Origin of the sequence: Acidithiobacillus sp. HP-2 (assembly GCF_015100155.1) — a bacterium.
In the GTDB taxonomy this organism is placed as follows: Bacteria; Pseudomonadota; Gammaproteobacteria; order Acidithiobacillales; family Acidithiobacillaceae; genus Acidithiobacillus.
Map to the genome: position 1 here is coordinate 116,929 of NZ_JACKZA010000012.1, position 15,867 is coordinate 132,795.

Below are 15,867 nucleotides of genomic sequence, written 5' to 3' on the forward strand. Positions count from 1 at the left end.
CAGTCTTGGAGCTCACTATCCGCCCAGGGTGCAGGACCGGTATTTGGCATGGGAAAAATTAGTGCTAACATGGTACGGTCATTTGCGCTATAAATGATGTGTAACTGAAGCTGTCATCCTGTATTAACTATTTAGGAGAGTGAAAGAAATGTTGGATATCGCTAAGATCAAACCTGTTGCCCGTATTGTTCTGGTTGCTGGCGCCATTGCTCTGGCATCGGCCTGCGCCAAGAAAGAAGACACCACCGCTGCGGCGGATAGTAGTGCAACCACCACGACAGAATCTGCTGCTCCGGCAAACACGACCAGCACTGATACCAGTGCTGCCGCTGCGCCTATGGAATCAGCTGCGCCCGATACCAGTGCTGACAGCAGTGCTGCAGCTGACACCAGCAGTGCCGATTCTTCGGATACGGCTGCCAGCGACAGCTCCGGTGCCTCTACAGACTAAGTTGTTACAAGGGTAGTCCATAACCAGAAAAAAGAGGAGGCGTATTTATGATGAACGTACGCAATATCAACCCAGTCATGCGCCTTCTGGTACTCGCCAGTGTAGTAACTCTCGCTGCAGCCTGTGCCAAGAAGGAAGAGTCCACCACCGCGCCCAGTGATAGCTCTGCTACCAGCTCGGCCATGAGTAGTGACCAGGGTTCTGGATCTACCCAAAGTGATGACAGCACTGGATCTACCACCTCGCCATCCAGTTTTGATGTGCAGGGAGGGAGCGGGCACTTTGTGAAAGTGGCTGCATCAGGGGCCACTATGAATACGGATCAGATGGCTAAAGCAAAATCCCTGGCAGAAGCCAAGGGCTGTTTTGCCTGTCATCAGGTGGAAGCCAAGGTTGTTGGGCCGGCTTTTGCTTGGGTTGCCTATAAATACAAGGGTAATCCCAAGGCGGTTGACACGCTGAGTCATGCCATTGAACACGGTGTATCGGGTGTATGGGGTGGAATGCCGATGCCAGCACAAAGCGTGACACCGGCTCAGGCTAAAGAATTGGCTGCCTGGGTACTGGCGCAAAAGTCTATTGCTCCGCCAAAATCAGCCTGACATTTTTCAGGCCTGTTAAAACCCCCGCCCAGCGGGGGTTTTTTATATGGAAAATGCTGTGGGTATAAAATTTAAAAAACTTTCCTGGATTGCCAGTACTTACTATGCCGAAGGATTGCCCTATTCTTTGGTGCAACAGGTTTCTGTGCAGTTTTTTACTTATGCAGGTGCCAGTCTTCAGGTTATTGGCCTGCTCTCATTTTTTGGACTGCCCTGGAATCTGAAACTATTCTGGAGTCCGGTCATTGATTTATTCGGAAATAAAAAACGCTGGCTGGTAGTCATGGAGTTGATTTTAGGGGCTGTAGCGGCCTTGCTGATTTGGCCCGCACAACATCTTAATCTGGATCTTGCTGCGAAAATTTTTATTCTGATGGCTTTCATGTCAGCAACACACGATATGTCTGTCGATGGTTATTATATTCAGACCCTTGATACGGCTGATCAGGCGGGTTTTTCAGGGCTTAGGGTGGCCGCTTATCGGATGGCGATGCTGGTAGGTAATGGCGCACTCGTCATTTTAGCGGGATGGATATCATGGACAGCCTGTTTTTTGACTGCTGCAGCCATGATGTGGGGACTGGCCGGTTTTCATGAATGGATACTGCCAGTACCGCCACCCACCAATATGCAGCATCACGGTCATCGTTGGGCAGCAGTATGTGAAGCTTTTCAAACCTATTTGGCGCAGCCTGGCATTGTTTGGGCTTTGGCCTTCATTCTCTTGTTTAGAGCCGGGGATGCCATGATGTTCGCCATGGTTACCCCTTTCCTGAACAATCTGGGTTACGGATTAATTGCGCGCGGAATTCTCACTGGCAGTGTCGGTACGGTGACTGGTATTGGAGGGGCATTACTGGGTGGTCTCATTATTTCGCGTTGGGGTTTAAAAAGAGCCCTTTTTCCGCTTACCTTAATTCAGTCTCTGGCCATACCAGCCTATGCCTGGCTGGCCTGGGCAGATCCATCTATCTGGTGGGTGGGCGTCACCATTGCCTTTGAACAAGGTTCAGCCGGATTGGGTACGGCTGTACTTATGGTTTTTTTAATGCAACGCTGTCAGGAAAATTATCAAGCCACCCATTTTGCCATCGGTTCGGCTTTGATGTCTGTGGCGGCCACCGTAGTAGGAGGTTTTAGTGGCTTTCTTGCAGCAAAAGTTGGATTCGTCGAATTTTTTCTTTTGGCATTTGTGGCCGCGATCCCCAGCCTTTTACTGGCAATAGGGATGCCGGACAAGCTCTATCAGGACAAGAAATCACCAATATAAAATAATCAAAAAGGAGCGTTAGACATGTTGCTTAATGGGTCGAAGGAAAAAACATCAGACTGGTTGATAGGCATGATTAGTTTGGGTTTATTTTTGGGGATGCTGGGACTGTGCGGAGTCAGCCAGGCGGAAACTAATGGAAATAATGAGTCCAGCGCCAATGGCGAGCATTGGAGTATTGCACTGCGCAGCATTCATGATGCCCACCTTTTGCTGAATCAGGAAGCTACGCATAGTCAATTGCCTGCATCGACAGCCAAATTGTTGACAACTGCCTATATTTTGCAGGTATTAGGGGCGGAGGCCAGGCAACATACTCTGGTTTTAGGAACAGTTAAACCGACCGGCACAGTAACTGGACCACTGATTGTGCTGGGCGATGGAGATCCCGATATTTCCGGTCGACACTTTCCGTTTGTAGAAAAAACCAAGCGCGGTGATCCTATGCTGCCGATGCGGAGCATCGCCAAAAGTCTCTTCGCACGGGGCGTTCGTTATGTTCCCGACGGTATGGTCGTGGATGCTGGAAAGTTTCCAGAAGATCACCATATACCAGGTTGGACGACAGATGATCAGCGTTTCTGGTATGGAGCGCCGGTAAGCGCATTGATGTTCAATGACGCCATGGTCAGTGTTGATCTGCTTCCCGCACGACGGGCGGGTAGACTCACCACAGTAAAAATTAAGCCCAATCCACTGAACACCATCATTAATAAGGTGCAAACCGTTGCTCAGCAAGGAGAAGAACAACCTGTTCAGCTCATTCAATCCGGAAACCAATATCAGCTTATTGGTAGCGTACGTGCCAATACTGGAAATTTTTCTGCCTTGTTGGCTCAACCCGATCCAGCTTATTTTGCAGCATTAGCCCTGCGGCAAGCTGCAGAAGAGGAGGGGATAGTGGTTGGACCAACAATCAGTGTTGATCGTCGCCCAAGTTCTCCGGGTGACTGGCGTAGCAGATATCCAGGCACTACGGTTCTTGCCGAAAGAGTGTCACCGTCGCTTGCAGAAGAGATAACCGTAGCCAACAAAGTCAGTGAAAATACGCATGTAGAGGTTTTACTGAGAGATGCGGATCTGCGTCGAGGAGGTGATGGCAGTCGTGCCTCTGCCATGCAGGGATTACATGACTGGTTACTACAATCAGGCCTACTGAACAATGCGTCTTCACAGCTCGTGGATGGTTCCGGTTTATCGCGGCTAGATCGCCTTAGTGCAAAAGATTTAGTCACGGCATTGGCGTATTCTTATCAGCAACCCTGGGGCAAGATCTGGCGTGATTCTTTGCCCGTTGCGGCAGTAGATGGCACTTTGAGGCATCGTTTTCTTGATCTGCCAAAAGGCACCATAAGAGCCAAGACAGGAACTTTACGCAATGCAGTCACGCTCGCCGGATTACTCCGCAATAAGTCAGGGGAAGCTTATGTCTTTGCGATTATGGTCGATCATTTCCAGGGCACGGAGGCTGAGGCCAGAGCCCGGGTGGACCAAGTCGTGCGCGACATCATCCTGGGGAAAAACCAATTATCGCCTGCAAGAGACTCATAAACTCGCCGCAGATGCTTTGGATGCGGTCTACCGAAACAGTCATTATCTGCTTCCCGGTCAGTTTAGCCTCCATATCGGTGGCCAGGCTTATGGAGTGCGTGCTGCAATTATTACGGCCTGGAATCCGCAGTCAGAGCAATTGAGTCCATGGCAAAACAGAAAAAGACAACTTCGTTTGGTCAGATTGTTGGATGCCAAGGGCTATCGATTCTTACGATCCTGTTGCGGTGTTGATGCATGGTGGGAGGAAAGTCTGATTGTGTTTGCTATGAATGAGTCAGCGGCAGCCAAGCGTGCTCGTCAATTTGGACAAAAAGCTTTTGTCTATCTGGATGGAAGACGTGTATGGCTAGTGTATGCCTGAGTTTTTTATTTCGTATAATGTTTATTATGTAAAATTATGAAATGAACTTCGATCAGGGATCATGGTCCCACAATGTAACTGAGTGATTTCAGAGGGAGCGCGATGACACACTACTCTTTTCCAGGTAATCGGGCACCTTGGTGGGTGCGTTTGTTGACCGTAATGGTCGGTATGGTCTTATTGGTTGGTTTGTTTTTTTTCGCTATTTTCGCATTTATTGCGGTGGCGATCTTGGGTGCAAGCGGCATGGTTTTCCTCTGGTGGCAAAAACGTAAAATGCGCAAAAGCACCAATCAGGACATTGTGGTCACCCAGTATCGGGAAATCCACCAAAATACCTCTTCTTTCGATAGAGAAAAATAGTACCATTCTGAACGGGTTCCCGCTCCCCTGCATTTGCTGAAAATCATGTTAGAATCATCATGGTCAACAGGATGGGGCCAGCACATGGAGATGCAGGGGGACTTCTGAAAAAAGTACACATAAAAACAGAATGTTACTTAAAATATAAAAGTCGAGCCTCGTCAAGATTCAAGGGGGCTTTCGTCTTGTTGCTGGGATTTTTTTCGGTCCCGGCACTGGCCGATGTCGTGCATTTTGGCTTTGAGGATGTTCCTGCTTCGATGGCGGATAAGCTGAACAAAGCCTTACCTCTTGTGACCATTGGTGACAAGGCGGATCGCCTTGAAGAAACAGAAATGTCTGCCAGCCTTCGGCTGAAAGATGCATTACAGGCTTATGGTTACTACGACGCAACATGGAAAGTCAGTAAAAAAATTATCAGTCCCAAAAATTATCTGTTGCAATTTTCAATTTCACTAGGTAAGCCAATTATTGTTCGTAAAATAGACCTCAAAAAATCCGGATCAGGCAGTAACACACCATCCTTAATTCATCTTTTCAAGGTGTTTCCATTAAAAGATGGGGCTGTGCTTGATCAAATCGAGTATGAAGAGTGGAAAGGTAAAGCACTGGAAGCGTTAAATAGACAAGGCTACGCTAAAGCAGAATATACTCGCCATGAAATATTAATCGATAAAAAAGAATTTTGGTCGGATATTTATCTATGGCTAAATACCGGACCTCGTTTTCGTTTTGGTTCTATCACTGTACATGGTGCAGAGCATTATCCTCGGTGGTTTGTTGAGCGTTATGTTTCTTTCAAGGAAGGAGACTGGTACGCACCTGCAGCCCTGGCGGTGACCCAAAGCAATTTGCGTAACGCGGATCGCTTTTCAGACATCTCAGTTCAGGCTGACTTGAACGCAGAAAAAAACAATCTCGTGCCTGTCAGCATTAATTTGAAAAGTATGCCAGCACAACATATTAAGGTTGGTGCTGGTTATAGTACCGATATTGGCCCTAATGCAGCATTGATTTATGATAATTACAATGCTTTTGATGCAGCTCAGCATGTGCGCGTTTCTATTTTGGCGGCGCAACTTAACCGAAACGCCAGCATACTTTATAAATGGCCTATTGGAAAAAATATAGGATCTGAATATGTTGCACAAGCCAGCTATCAGAATCAAACTCTCACTGCTTACGATAGTAATGAAATACTGGCGAGTGTTGGGCGACAGTGGTCATTGCGTGATGACAATAGCCGCAATAAAACCACCACACTGGAAGCCCTGGTTAATTTGGAACAAGCTAACTATACGGTCGCAGATGAAGTGAATAACAGTTTTTATATTTACCCTTCCCTACAATATACAATTCAGGATTTTCGCAATATATTAAGACCTATATCCGGTTACTCGCTGACGGCTCGCGCCGAAGGCGCCAGTAAAGTATGGGGGAGCACCGCTAATTTTGTACGATTCAGTGCCCGTGGAAGCTGGAATGTACGTATTAACCGGCAATGGGTCATAGGTACAAGAGCCAAAGTGGGTGCGATGTGGTTGAATGGCCCCATTAGTGTTTTACCGCCTAACTTGCGTTTTTTTGCAGGTGGACAAAACAGTCTACCCGGTTACGCCTTTCAGTCACAGGGTCCGGTAGATAGCGATGGCGCAGTCGAAGGTGGCAGAATGCTGGCAGTGGCTGGCTTTAATATTCAACGTTTTGTCAGCAAAAATTGGGCGGTTGTTGTTTTTTATGATGCTGGCAATGCTTTTAACAGCTTCTCGAATGTGCACATACTTCAGGATGTAGGACTTGGTTTCCGTTGGTATTCTCCAGTGGGACCCATTCATTTTGATCTGGCACATCCCTTAGTGAATCCTAAGGCTCCGGCTGTACGGATTGCTTTCTCAGTGGGATTTAGCCTGTGATGCGCTTCAGAAACCTGGCCATTTTATTTTTTATCTGTACGGTAGGGATTATTGTTTCTGCCCTATTTTTGTTGTTGAATACCAATAACGGTGCATGCTGGGCATTGGCTCAAGTTCCACATTTAAGTACAAAAAAAATCAGTGGAACTTTAATGGATGGTTTGAAAATATCAGAGCTGAACTGGTCCGGCGGATCTTCCCGCTTTACCGCTCAAAAGTTGCAGTGGGCATTGCATCCTAGTCATTTATTATGGGGAGAGCTAGATGTTGCAGACCTTAAAATTGTTAATGCTCAACTACATTTACCAAAATCTTCCTCAAAGCCCAGTAATCTGAATCTTGCTTGGCCAGCCTTACCGCTGTGGTCGCGATTCATCGTAATACGTGTTGGACCAACTACTATTAAAAAATTACAGGTGTGGCAAGGACAGAAAAATACTTTTAGATTAACGGATGGTACGCTTAAAAATATCTCATGGAATCGTGGAAATATTCATATTGACGAACTCAGAGCACATCTTTCCGCTGGGCAGTTGAAATTTTCAGCGCAAGTCCAAATGGAAAAACGCAGCCTTAACACCACGGGGGACTGGATTGAGCCCTCCCCTGCACATACGAACCTCTTTTGGAGTGCGGCATGGCATGGATTAAGCGACAATACATTTGGTGGCCCAATTAAGCTAATATTTAATCAGAAAAATTCACTGAATAGCATCAGCAGCCTGATTCAGATTGCTCCGCACCAAATTGTATTGAATTCCATGGACTTAAAAAACCCATCTCTCAGCAAAACTACCACCGGCTTCTGGAAAATAAATCTTCCAGAGAATAGCGCTGGTGACTTCACGATATATGGAAAACTGAGCAACATCGTAGTTAAAGATATACCGAAGTCTGTACCGACCGGTCCTTTGTCATTGCAAATACACTTGCATGGGAAAATTAATCACTATATTGGTGCATTTGCGGTGAATGGATCGCCAAAATTTGGTGGTATTCAAGGGAATCTTGAAGGTAGCAATACCGGCCTACAATATGATTACACGGGGAACATGCTTGGTGCGAAACTGCTACCTGCAAAATTAAAAATAGATTGGCAACCGTTGATAAGTGTTCAGGGTGAATTGCGGATTAGAGGTTTACGAAATCAACTTATTTTTCCTACTGTTCCCGGCCAGTTGTCCTGTAATATGATCATAAATGCTGCGCAAGCAGAAAAAAGCACGAATGGACACTTCCAATTGCAGGTGTTACCTAGTCAAATATATAAAACCAATTTGGTGGGTAATGCAGATCTGAAATTCTCTGGTAGTCAGTGGGATTTGCAAAAGGCGAATATTCGTGGGCCAGGGTTAACCATCAATGCTTCTGGAAATTTGCAGAAACATCTATCATTTTCTTTGAATGTTGACAATTGGCAAATGTTAACACCTGATGCCCGTGGTTCAACAAGTGCCCACGGATGGATTGCGCAGTCTGATCATAACTGGGTTGGTAGTATAAAAGCTCATGCCCAAAAACTGCTTTACTCGGGGATTGCAATTCGAAAAGTTGATGCCCAAGCCTCTCTTCTTACTGATGATAGCCTGCAAGCCAATCTGCAGATGGAAGGTGCAGAATACAAAAAGTATCTGATCAACCTGCATTCACAAGCTCATGGCACTTTGGCGCAATTTGGAATGGATATTGAAGGGCAATCAGGTGGTAATCAATTTACTCTACTTAGTTTGGTCAAACATTCTCATTCAACATGGAATCTGTTATTAAACCAAAGCCATTTTCAAAGCAAGCGCCTCGGACTTTGGCAACTGGAGCATCCTTCGAACTTATCCTGGAATTCCGGTGTCATTCGAATCAGACCACTCGTATTCAATGATACTCATGGATCAAAGATCAGCGCTCAAGGACTTTATAACCCAGCGCAAAACCTGGCGAGTTTAAATTTGAATATTTTATCTCTTCCGCTGGATTTTAACCAAAAAAATAATGATATATCTCTTGATGGATATTTAAACACCCATTTACAGGCACAATGTCATGGTGTCTGTCATGCTGAGGGTAACTGGGATTTTGAGAAAACCCAGTTGCACTGGTTATCTGATAACGTATCCCAATCCATTGATTTGCAGAAGTTCAGCGGCCAGGTGCGTTGGCAACCCAAAAATCTAACCTTAACATCTCGCCTGGTATTGCCAAAAAATTGGGGCTCTGCGCAAATTTACCTGCATAGTCCGGTTACCCTCTCCCTGCCCTGGCGATGGAATGAGCAAGCGGCACTTCAAGCGACCGTTCTGGCAAAACTGGGCGCTCCTCTTTTTGCGGCTTTGCCCATTGGAACTCTGAAAATGCGTGCCCAAGGTAGTGGCAATATAGAAGGAGATCTCACCGGAACATGGGCAGATCCCAAATGGCACGGCACTGCTGAGTTACAAGGTCTTGGCTTGTATGTTCCGCAAGCCGGGCTCGATTTACAAGATGTTGGGGCCAAACTGCTAGGCAATGGTCAAGAGTTGCAAATCAGTGACATGCACGCAACTTCGGGAACAGGTCGTATTTCAGGAAACGGTGCCATCTACATGCGACCCGAAACACATTTTGCCTTGAGCATAGCTGGCCATGAATTTACGGCCTTGAATCTTCCTCAAGTACAGGCGGCCGTTAGCCCCAATCTTCATATTGATGGAACCTTACAAAAAATAAATATTGGGGGTGCCATTCATACGAATCGCCTGCGTATTCTTGGTACAGATTTTAACGGACCAAAACCTTCCAGTGATGTGGTTTTTGTTAAAAATATCAAGAAAAATAATGCAGGCCCTGCTCTAAGTGTGAATTTGCAGGTCACACTAGGCAATGATGCTAAAGTTTTTATCAGTGGCTTACGAGCCGATTTGATTGGGGCACTGGATGTCAGGATGCAGGATGGACATAGTCCTGTTGTTAAAGGAATATTGCGCATGGTAAATGGTCATTATGATATTTATGGTCATAGCCTGGATTTTGAACGAGGCTCTATCAACTTCCATGGGGCAGCCAATCAGGCTAATCTGGATGTACTCGCGGTACGCACCATCAAAAACTCTGACAGTTTTGCCGTGGATAATAATACGCCGGTGAAAGCTGGTGTTCAGGTAACAGGGACTTTACAGGTACCACAAGTAAATCTTTATTCCAGTCCATCCATGTCTCAGGCCGATATTTTGTCTTATCTGCTTCTCGGCACACCTTCAAGTGGTCTGGGTAATCAGGATGAATTACTTTCGGCTGCGGCAGGCACCCTCTTTTCTGCTAGTCGTGCAGCGCTTTTCGGAAATAGTCTGAGTAATAGTGGTATTGATGTTGGCGTAACTTCTAACGGTCAACAAGGTTTGTCTGGAGCCATGGTTACCTTGGGGCATTATCTGACACCAGATTTATATCTGAGCGTAGGACAATCGGTGATGGGAAACGGAACAGTTGCCAGATTGCGTTATCGGGTGAGTAAGCATATCGAATTACAAACTGAAAATGGCACCCAGAATGGTGCGAACATATTTTATCGGATAGATTTTTAAATCATCATGGAGCCTTTTTGGTGCTAAAAAAACGAGAAAGCATCGTCCTGATCGGGGCTGGAGTCATTGGAATGCTTGCCGCCGTTCGGCTTGCTGAGGCAGGTTTTGCCGTAACCATTGTGGACCAGGGACAAATTGGCCGGGAGGCATCCTGGGCTGGTGGTGGAATACTCAGTCCTCTTTATCCTTGGCATTATCCTCCAGAATTACTTCGGCTGTCATTTTATAGTATGTCACTTCATCGTGCTCTTTCTTCGGAGTTAGCTTCTCTCACCAATATTGATCCTCAGTGGACCCTATCTGGATTGCGCATTATTGACGGAGAAAATGAAGTTTTACCAGATGATATCGGCCATTGGGGACAAAATTGGGGCCTGAACTGGCAAATCTCTGGCGGCAAAGCTATAACCCCAAAAAACCTCTGGTGCCCTGAAGTAGCACAAGTGCGGAATCCCCGCCTGCTATCCGCCCTGGCCGAACGCTGTCGACAGCTTGATATTAAATTACTTGAACATACTGAAATCACGGGCTTTAGACATAAAAATGAACAACTGCTCGGCGTGGAAAGTAAACAGGGGTTTTTAGCTTCAGACAAGGCTATAGTGACTGCCGGAGCATGGACCGGAAAATTACTTGAGCAAATTGATATTCATCTACAAATTTATCCGGTACGTGGCCAAATGCTGTTACTGCAAGGGTCTCCAGGCATGCTCGATTCCATGGTAATGCAAGATAATCACTACCTGGTACAAAGACAGGATGGTCTCATTCTAGCTGGCAGCACCAGTGAAAACGTGCAATTTGACAAGTCCGTTACGCCGTTAGCACGACAAATATTGTGGAATTTTGCGCGTGACCAGCTTTCTGGTTTAAATAGTTCCAGCATTATCAGACAATGGTCGGGACTGCGACCGGGCAGCCCGGAGAGTGTTCCCTATATAGGCCCCCTGCCCGGCTGGAACGGCCTGTATGTTGCTGCCGGTCATTTTCGTTATGGCCTCACCAATGCGCCGGCAACAGCTGAAATACTCACTTGCCTGCTCACCGACAAGGCGCCCCCCATTGATACTACCCCTTATAATCCGGCAACACATTATCAAAATGAGAGCCAGGTCTTCCCCTGATCACTGGATAGAGCTAGAATTATAACCAGTTTAGAATTATAGAGGGACCATACATGGACAATCAGGATTGGAATAAGCAGCGTGTTTTGGAAACGTTACGGGATGCAGGCGTTAATCCCACCAGCCAGCGTGTAGAGATTGGCTACGCCCTCTTCTCTTCGTGTGCCCATCTTTCTGCTGAAGAAATCATGCAGCGGGTCAATGCTGATTATCCCGTGGTCTCCAAGGCTACGGTGTACAATACACTAGGTTTATTTGCAGATCACTCCTTGGTTCGTGAAGTCATTGTAGAACCAGGTAAGGTCTTCTACGATCCCAATGTGTCCATGCACCACCACTTCTATCATGTGGATACCGGCCAATTACAGGATATTCCTGCAAGTTCCCTGCAAATCAGCAAGCTTCCTGACATACCCGCTGAAACTGAAGTGGAAAATGTCGAGGTCGTCATCCGTCTCCGTCAACGCGTGGCTCATTAGATTTATTAACGGCTCTTGCCTTCCTTTCCTAAATCCTTATAATGCGTTGTCCTTGGGTTGTTAGCTCAGTTGGTAGAGCAGCTGACTCTTAATCAGCGGGTCGTGGGTTCGATCCCCTCACAACCCACCAAATAAAACAGGCACTTAGCGCAATTTGCTGGGTGCCTTTATTTTTCTGGCTAACCCAGAGCTAACCTCAGAGAGTAAACGCAACACGGTCGCATGGATAAAGTGGTCGTTACAGTACCAGCCAGCCAGCCTTGACAGGCTCATATGGGGTGTTTTGTAGAATAGGCAGGAAGGGGTGTTTTCGCCTCATTCATGGGGTTTGGTTTCACAAATTGGGGTCAGCATCAGCGCCAGCCTTCACATATTGCCCTGCTGACGTATCTTCTCCCGCTTGGCAATGAGGCGCATGGTTCGGTCAATCTTGGCGTCATAGTCCACTACCCGTTTTATGATGCGCTGACCGCTTCCATAGGTGAAACCAGAGGCGGTCGTGTCCCGTTACAAATCCCTCGCCGATATTGAGCGCGGATTCAAAGTGCTCAAATCGGAATTGGAAATTGGCCCGGTCTACCACCGCCTGCCCGAACGGATACGGGCGCATGCAGCGATCTGCTTCATGGCGTTGTTTCTGCACCGGGTCATGCGCAGTCGCTTACGGGCGAGTCACACTGGACTGACACCAGAACGCGCCCTGGAGCAGCTCCGCCGCATTCAGCATCACCGAGTGCGCCTCAATGGCGCCCCACCCGTATCTGGGGTGTCCTCCATCCAGGAATGTCAAAGCGAGGTACTGCATGCCCCTTGGATAAAAAAACCAGCTGCGTCTCAGCAACTGACGCTTTAGCGTAGAATTTTTACAGATGCTTTAATAAGGATAACTAGAATAATTAGTACAACTATGGGCATAATAAAGTTCGCGGAAACATCGTGCAGTATATCAGACATATAGCACATCTTGGATCCGTGAATTCAATGTAAGGATAATTAAAATTACCAAATTAGGCGCAAAGAAAACTGCCATGTAAACAATCAAAATCCTGGCAATTCTTCAGTGCGTTAACGATCCAGTATCCTCAATATGGGATGATAAAAACCTGATCTTGATTGCTAATGAATGGTGCATTTTGACCGTTTCTGCCTTTTTGAACCCGATTGCCTTGGTAGCGAAGATGATTATCCGTTCTGCAAGACTTCGGTTTGTTCTGCCCTATCCGGCACATCGTCAATGTTGAACTTACGGATTTAGCGTTTTTGCCCAATTAAGTAACGTGGATTGCGTTCTCCTTGTTTTTGCTCATGACACGATATATATCGTAGAGAGGGCATGTTGGCAGTTTCTTCAGCCTATTTTTATAAGCATATAAAATCAAAGTCGTTGTCATCAGCGTTCTGAATGACAGCAAATTTTACGTTTATGGCTCGGATTACTGATTAGAAATTAAACGTGTCAATGAAATTGACGAATTTTTTACCGTACGCCGCGACTAGGAATAGGTTATACTGCGTTATGCATGGCGGGTGGTTTGTCATACATCGCTACACAGGAGCATGTTCATGAACCGCTGGATGGCAAACATTATTGGCATTCTACTTATCGGCAGCGTCGCTGCCGGAGCCCAGGCAAGTACAGACAGGGCATCGACCCCTTATCCGCTTACGCATAACAGGACCATCGTTCAGATGCGCGAGCACCTCCACCATGAAGAGATCGCACTGCACCGATTGGAAGAAAGGATTATCAGGCTGAAGGCCCAACATGATCGGGCAGGCGTCATTCGCACAACGCAGCAACTGAGAGCCAAGTCGGCCGATATAGTTGGGCTCAAGTCAGAACTGCATGATGCTATGAACAATGGTAAAGAGTACCAGGGCAAGACGCACTGAAGTCCGACAACCAGTTATTCCAGATTGACCATATATTCCATGCAGCTGCACAGGGGAAACCATCATGAGCAAAACACAGAAAAGCAATAAAGAAACCAGGAAGCAGCCAGCGATGACACCCAAAGAGAAAAAACAGGCCAAACAGGCCAAGAAGCATTCCAGCGATATGGGTGCCACCATCGTTCCCCGCTGAAATAAGCAGCGCCCAGCCAAAAAAGGAGGGGCGTCCCGTCACGAGAACATGTTGCATTGCATATGAAGTGGAAGAGGAATAGATGATGCCCTGACGTATCGCTAAATTCCTCCGAGGAGAGCGTCATAGCTACAAAAAAATTAGAGTTCTCATCCTGTGTAAAAAACGCACTGAACAACGCATCGGATGCGGACTTGTTACGCTCGGAGCTGTTCAGCATTGAACAACTGAAACAACATGCGGTAATGTTGGCTGGTCAGCATGCGATTGATCCATACCCTAGGCCAGATCGCCTGCTACCCCGCCTGGCCGACAATGCCGATGTTCTACGTGCAGCTTATGACGTGCTCACCGTAGGGACCGCGCAGGCTGAGCAGCGGACACTGTCTGGCGAGATCTGGCTGCTTGATAATTTCTACCTCATTGAGCAGCAAATCATTCTGGCCCGAAGGCATTTGCCTGTCGGTTATGGCAAGCAGCTGCCACGCCTGCAATCCGGCAGCTTGGCGGGGTTCCCCCGTGTTTACGACCTCGCCTCTGAATTGATTGCGCATCAGGATGCCCGCGTCGACGGAGATAACGTCAGCGCCTATATCCATGCTTATCAGACCATTACGGCATTAACGCTGGGCGAATTATGGGCCTTCCCCATCATGCTGCAATTGGCGTTACTGGAAAACCTGCGTCGCGCTAGTCTGAACGTTGCTTGTCGGCGGGAGGAACGCAATGCCGCGATGGTCTGGGCGGATCGCATGCTCGCCGCCGCAGAAAAAGAGCCGAAACTGCTGATTCAGCTACTTGCCGAATTTGCGCACGCAGATATGCCCTTGACGGCGCCGTTTGTTGAGGAGTTTTACGCCAGATTGCAAGCATACGGTCCCGCTATGGCATTCGTGCAAACGTGGGTCGAACATAAATTACTTGAACAGGGCATAACCGCGACCCAGTTGTCTGAAGTATCCGCCAGAAAGTCCGCCGCCAACCAGATATCCATGGCAAACAGCATTGGAAGCCTGAATTTTCTCGCGGCTATGGACTGGAGAAGTCATGTCGAAGCGTACAGTGTTGTCGAACAACGCCTGCGCCGGGATCCGATGGGTATATACGACGGACAGGATTTCGCAACACGCGATCGATATCGCCACGCTATTGAAGATATTGCACGCAGCAGTGGGCGTGATGAGCTGGCGGTGGCGGAGGAGGCGATTGCACTTGCCCAGGCGGCATCGCAGCGAATAAACAGAGAAGATCGATCTGCGCATGTCGGCTATTACCTGCTGGATCGGGGTCGGCAGCGTCTTGATCTGGCGATGGGCTGCCATTTTGAATGGCGGTCAGCGGCCAGACAAATGGGCGATCATCTCCGCCTTTCCTTGTATATCAGCGCCATATTCCTGTTGACGGTGCTGATCAGTTTAATTTTGCGCGTCCCTCTTGAGGGCCTCAGCTCCACCGACTGGCGTGTCTGGTGGCTAGGCATGGTCGGGGTTGTGAGTATTTCGGCTTTGGCGGTTTCTCTGGTAAATCGCCTGATCACTCTTTTTATGGCGCCCGGCGCCTTGCCGCAGATGGATTTTTCGCAGGGTGTTCCTGATGCGCACCGCTGCATGGTCGTTATCCCGACACTGCTGAGTTCGCCACAGGAAATCGACGCGTTGCTGGAGGCCCAGGAAATCCGCTACCTCGGAAACCGCGATTCCAATATTTACTTTGCGTTACTGACGGATTTTCGGGATGCGGGAGAGCAGACCAGACCGGAAGATGCTTTATTAACCAAAAATAGGAAATCCCCCGGCTCTGCCGGGGTGACAGTAGATGTTTGACATATAGGGGAGTCCATCGGAGAACCGACGTTGTGAGCCGCCAAGCACACGATGAAGGAGAAACCGATGGACGAAGGATTGAGCCTAAGGCACAGCAAGTGGGAGTGCAAATATCACATAGTATTTATTCCGAAGTGCCGACGTAGGGTGTTGTACGGTCAGTTACGGAATGATCTTGGGGAGGTATTTCGGGCTTTGGCCCGGCATAAGGAAAGCCGGATAGAAGAAGGGCATCTGATGGTAGACCATGTTCATATGCTGATTTCGATACCGCCGAAGTACGCAGT

Annotated in this window: 14 protein-coding genes, 1 tRNA gene and 1 pseudogene; all 16 read left to right on the top strand. The window is 47.6% G+C overall.

The window, feature by feature from the left end:
• Positions 1–148: 148 nt before the first annotated feature.
• Positions 149–451 carry a hypothetical protein gene (locus H7F11_RS11140; RefSeq protein ID WP_193649324.1) on the top strand — a complete coding sequence of 101 codons (303 nt, stop codon included), beginning with the start codon at positions 149–151 and terminating at the stop codon, positions 449–451.
• 47 nt (positions 452–498) lie between these two features.
• Positions 499–1,053: a c-type cytochrome gene (locus H7F11_RS16750; protein ID WP_227485440.1), complete on the top strand. Its 555-nt coding sequence runs from the start codon at positions 499–501 to the stop codon at positions 1,051–1,053.
• 46 nt (positions 1,054–1,099) lie between these two features.
• Positions 1,100–2,323 carry an MFS transporter gene (locus H7F11_RS11150; protein WP_193649323.1) on the top strand — a complete coding sequence of 408 codons (1,224 nt, stop codon included), beginning with the start codon at positions 1,100–1,102 and terminating at the stop codon, positions 2,321–2,323.
• 99 nt (positions 2,324–2,422) lie between these two features.
• The gene (gene dacB / locus H7F11_RS11155; protein WP_227485447.1) at positions 2,423–3,874 is read left to right on the top strand and encodes a D-alanyl-D-alanine carboxypeptidase/D-alanyl-D-alanine-endopeptidase; all 1,452 of its coding nucleotides are present in this window, start codon (positions 2,423–2,425) and stop codon (positions 3,872–3,874) included.
• 16 nt (positions 3,875–3,890) lie between these two features.
• Positions 3,891–4,238 carry a DUF3293 domain-containing protein gene (locus H7F11_RS11160; RefSeq protein WP_193649321.1) on the top strand — a complete coding sequence of 116 codons (348 nt, stop codon included), beginning with the start codon at positions 3,891–3,893 and terminating at the stop codon, positions 4,236–4,238.
• A 102-nt stretch (positions 4,239–4,340) separates the two neighbouring features.
• On the top strand, positions 4,341–4,601 hold the full coding sequence (locus tag H7F11_RS11165; protein ID WP_193649320.1) for a hypothetical protein: 261 nt from the start codon (positions 4,341–4,343) through the stop codon (positions 4,599–4,601).
• Positions 4,602–4,786: 185 nt separating this feature from the next.
• Complete coding sequence (locus tag H7F11_RS11170; RefSeq protein ID WP_227485441.1) at positions 4,787–6,514, top strand: autotransporter assembly complex protein TamA; 1,728 nt, start codon at positions 4,787–4,789, stop codon at positions 6,512–6,514.
• Positions 6,514–10,068 carry a translocation/assembly module TamB domain-containing protein gene (locus tag H7F11_RS11175; RefSeq protein WP_227485448.1) on the top strand — a complete coding sequence of 1,185 codons (3,555 nt, stop codon included), beginning with the start codon at positions 6,514–6,516 and terminating at the stop codon, positions 10,066–10,068. Before H7F11_RS11170 ends, H7F11_RS11175 begins: the two co-directional genes overlap by 1 nt.
• Positions 10,069–10,088: 20 nt before the next feature.
• A complete protein-coding gene (locus H7F11_RS11180) occupies positions 10,089–11,192 on the top strand; it encodes an NAD(P)/FAD-dependent oxidoreductase (RefSeq protein WP_193649319.1) in 1,104 nt (367 codons plus the stop codon).
• Between the two features lie 53 nt (positions 11,193–11,245).
• Positions 11,246–11,671 (top strand): Fur family transcriptional regulator, encoded by a 426-nt coding sequence (locus tag H7F11_RS11185; protein ID WP_010639029.1) that lies wholly within the window; start codon positions 11,246–11,248, stop codon positions 11,669–11,671.
• Positions 11,672–11,725: 54 nt separating this feature from the next.
• Positions 11,726–11,801 (top strand) — tRNA-Lys (locus H7F11_RS11190).
• Between the two features lie 357 nt (positions 11,802–12,158).
• Positions 12,159–12,524, top strand: a pseudogene (locus H7F11_RS11195) (IS1634 family transposase); the annotation flags it as partial.
• A gap of 710 nt (positions 12,525–13,234) precedes the next feature.
• A complete protein-coding gene (locus H7F11_RS11200; RefSeq protein WP_193649318.1) occupies positions 13,235–13,564 on the top strand; it encodes a hypothetical protein in 330 nt (109 codons plus the stop codon).
• A 64-nt stretch (positions 13,565–13,628) separates the two neighbouring features.
• Positions 13,629–13,757: a hypothetical protein gene (locus H7F11_RS16970; protein WP_264674716.1), complete on the top strand. Its 129-nt coding sequence runs from the start codon at positions 13,629–13,631 to the stop codon at positions 13,755–13,757.
• A 194-nt stretch (positions 13,758–13,951) separates the two neighbouring features.
• Positions 13,952–15,580 carry a hypothetical protein gene (locus tag H7F11_RS11205; RefSeq protein ID WP_193649317.1) on the top strand — a complete coding sequence of 543 codons (1,629 nt, stop codon included), beginning with the start codon at positions 13,952–13,954 and terminating at the stop codon, positions 15,578–15,580.
• 66 nt (positions 15,581–15,646) lie between these two features.
• Positions 15,647–15,867: IS200/IS605 family transposase (gene tnpA, locus H7F11_RS11210; protein ID WP_193658144.1), on the top strand; the 221-nt coding region annotated here is incomplete at its 3' end.

Coding starts and splice junctions, on each gene's coding strand:
- H7F11_RS11140 (WP_193649324.1), top strand. CDS start 149: ATGTTGGATATCGCTAAGATCAAACCTGTTGCCCGTATTGTTCTGGTT.
- H7F11_RS16750 (WP_227485440.1), top strand. CDS start 499: ATGATGAACGTACGCAATATCAACCCAGTCATGCGCCTTCTGGTACTC.
- H7F11_RS11150 (WP_193649323.1), top strand. CDS start 1,100: ATGGAAAATGCTGTGGGTATAAAATTTAAAAAACTTTCCTGGATTGCC.
- dacB (WP_227485447.1), top strand. CDS start 2,423: ATGCTGGGACTGTGCGGAGTCAGCCAGGCGGAAACTAATGGAAATAAT.
- H7F11_RS11165 (WP_193649320.1), top strand. CDS start 4,341: ATGACACACTACTCTTTTCCAGGTAATCGGGCACCTTGGTGGGTGCGT.
- H7F11_RS11175 (WP_227485448.1), top strand. CDS start 6,514: ATGCGCTTCAGAAACCTGGCCATTTTATTTTTTATCTGTACGGTAGGG.
- H7F11_RS11185 (WP_010639029.1), top strand. CDS start 11,246: ATGGACAATCAGGATTGGAATAAGCAGCGTGTTTTGGAAACGTTACGG.
- H7F11_RS11200 (WP_193649318.1), top strand. CDS start 13,235: ATGAACCGCTGGATGGCAAACATTATTGGCATTCTACTTATCGGCAGC.
- H7F11_RS16970 (WP_264674716.1), top strand. CDS start 13,629: ATGAGCAAAACACAGAAAAGCAATAAAGAAACCAGGAAGCAGCCAGCG.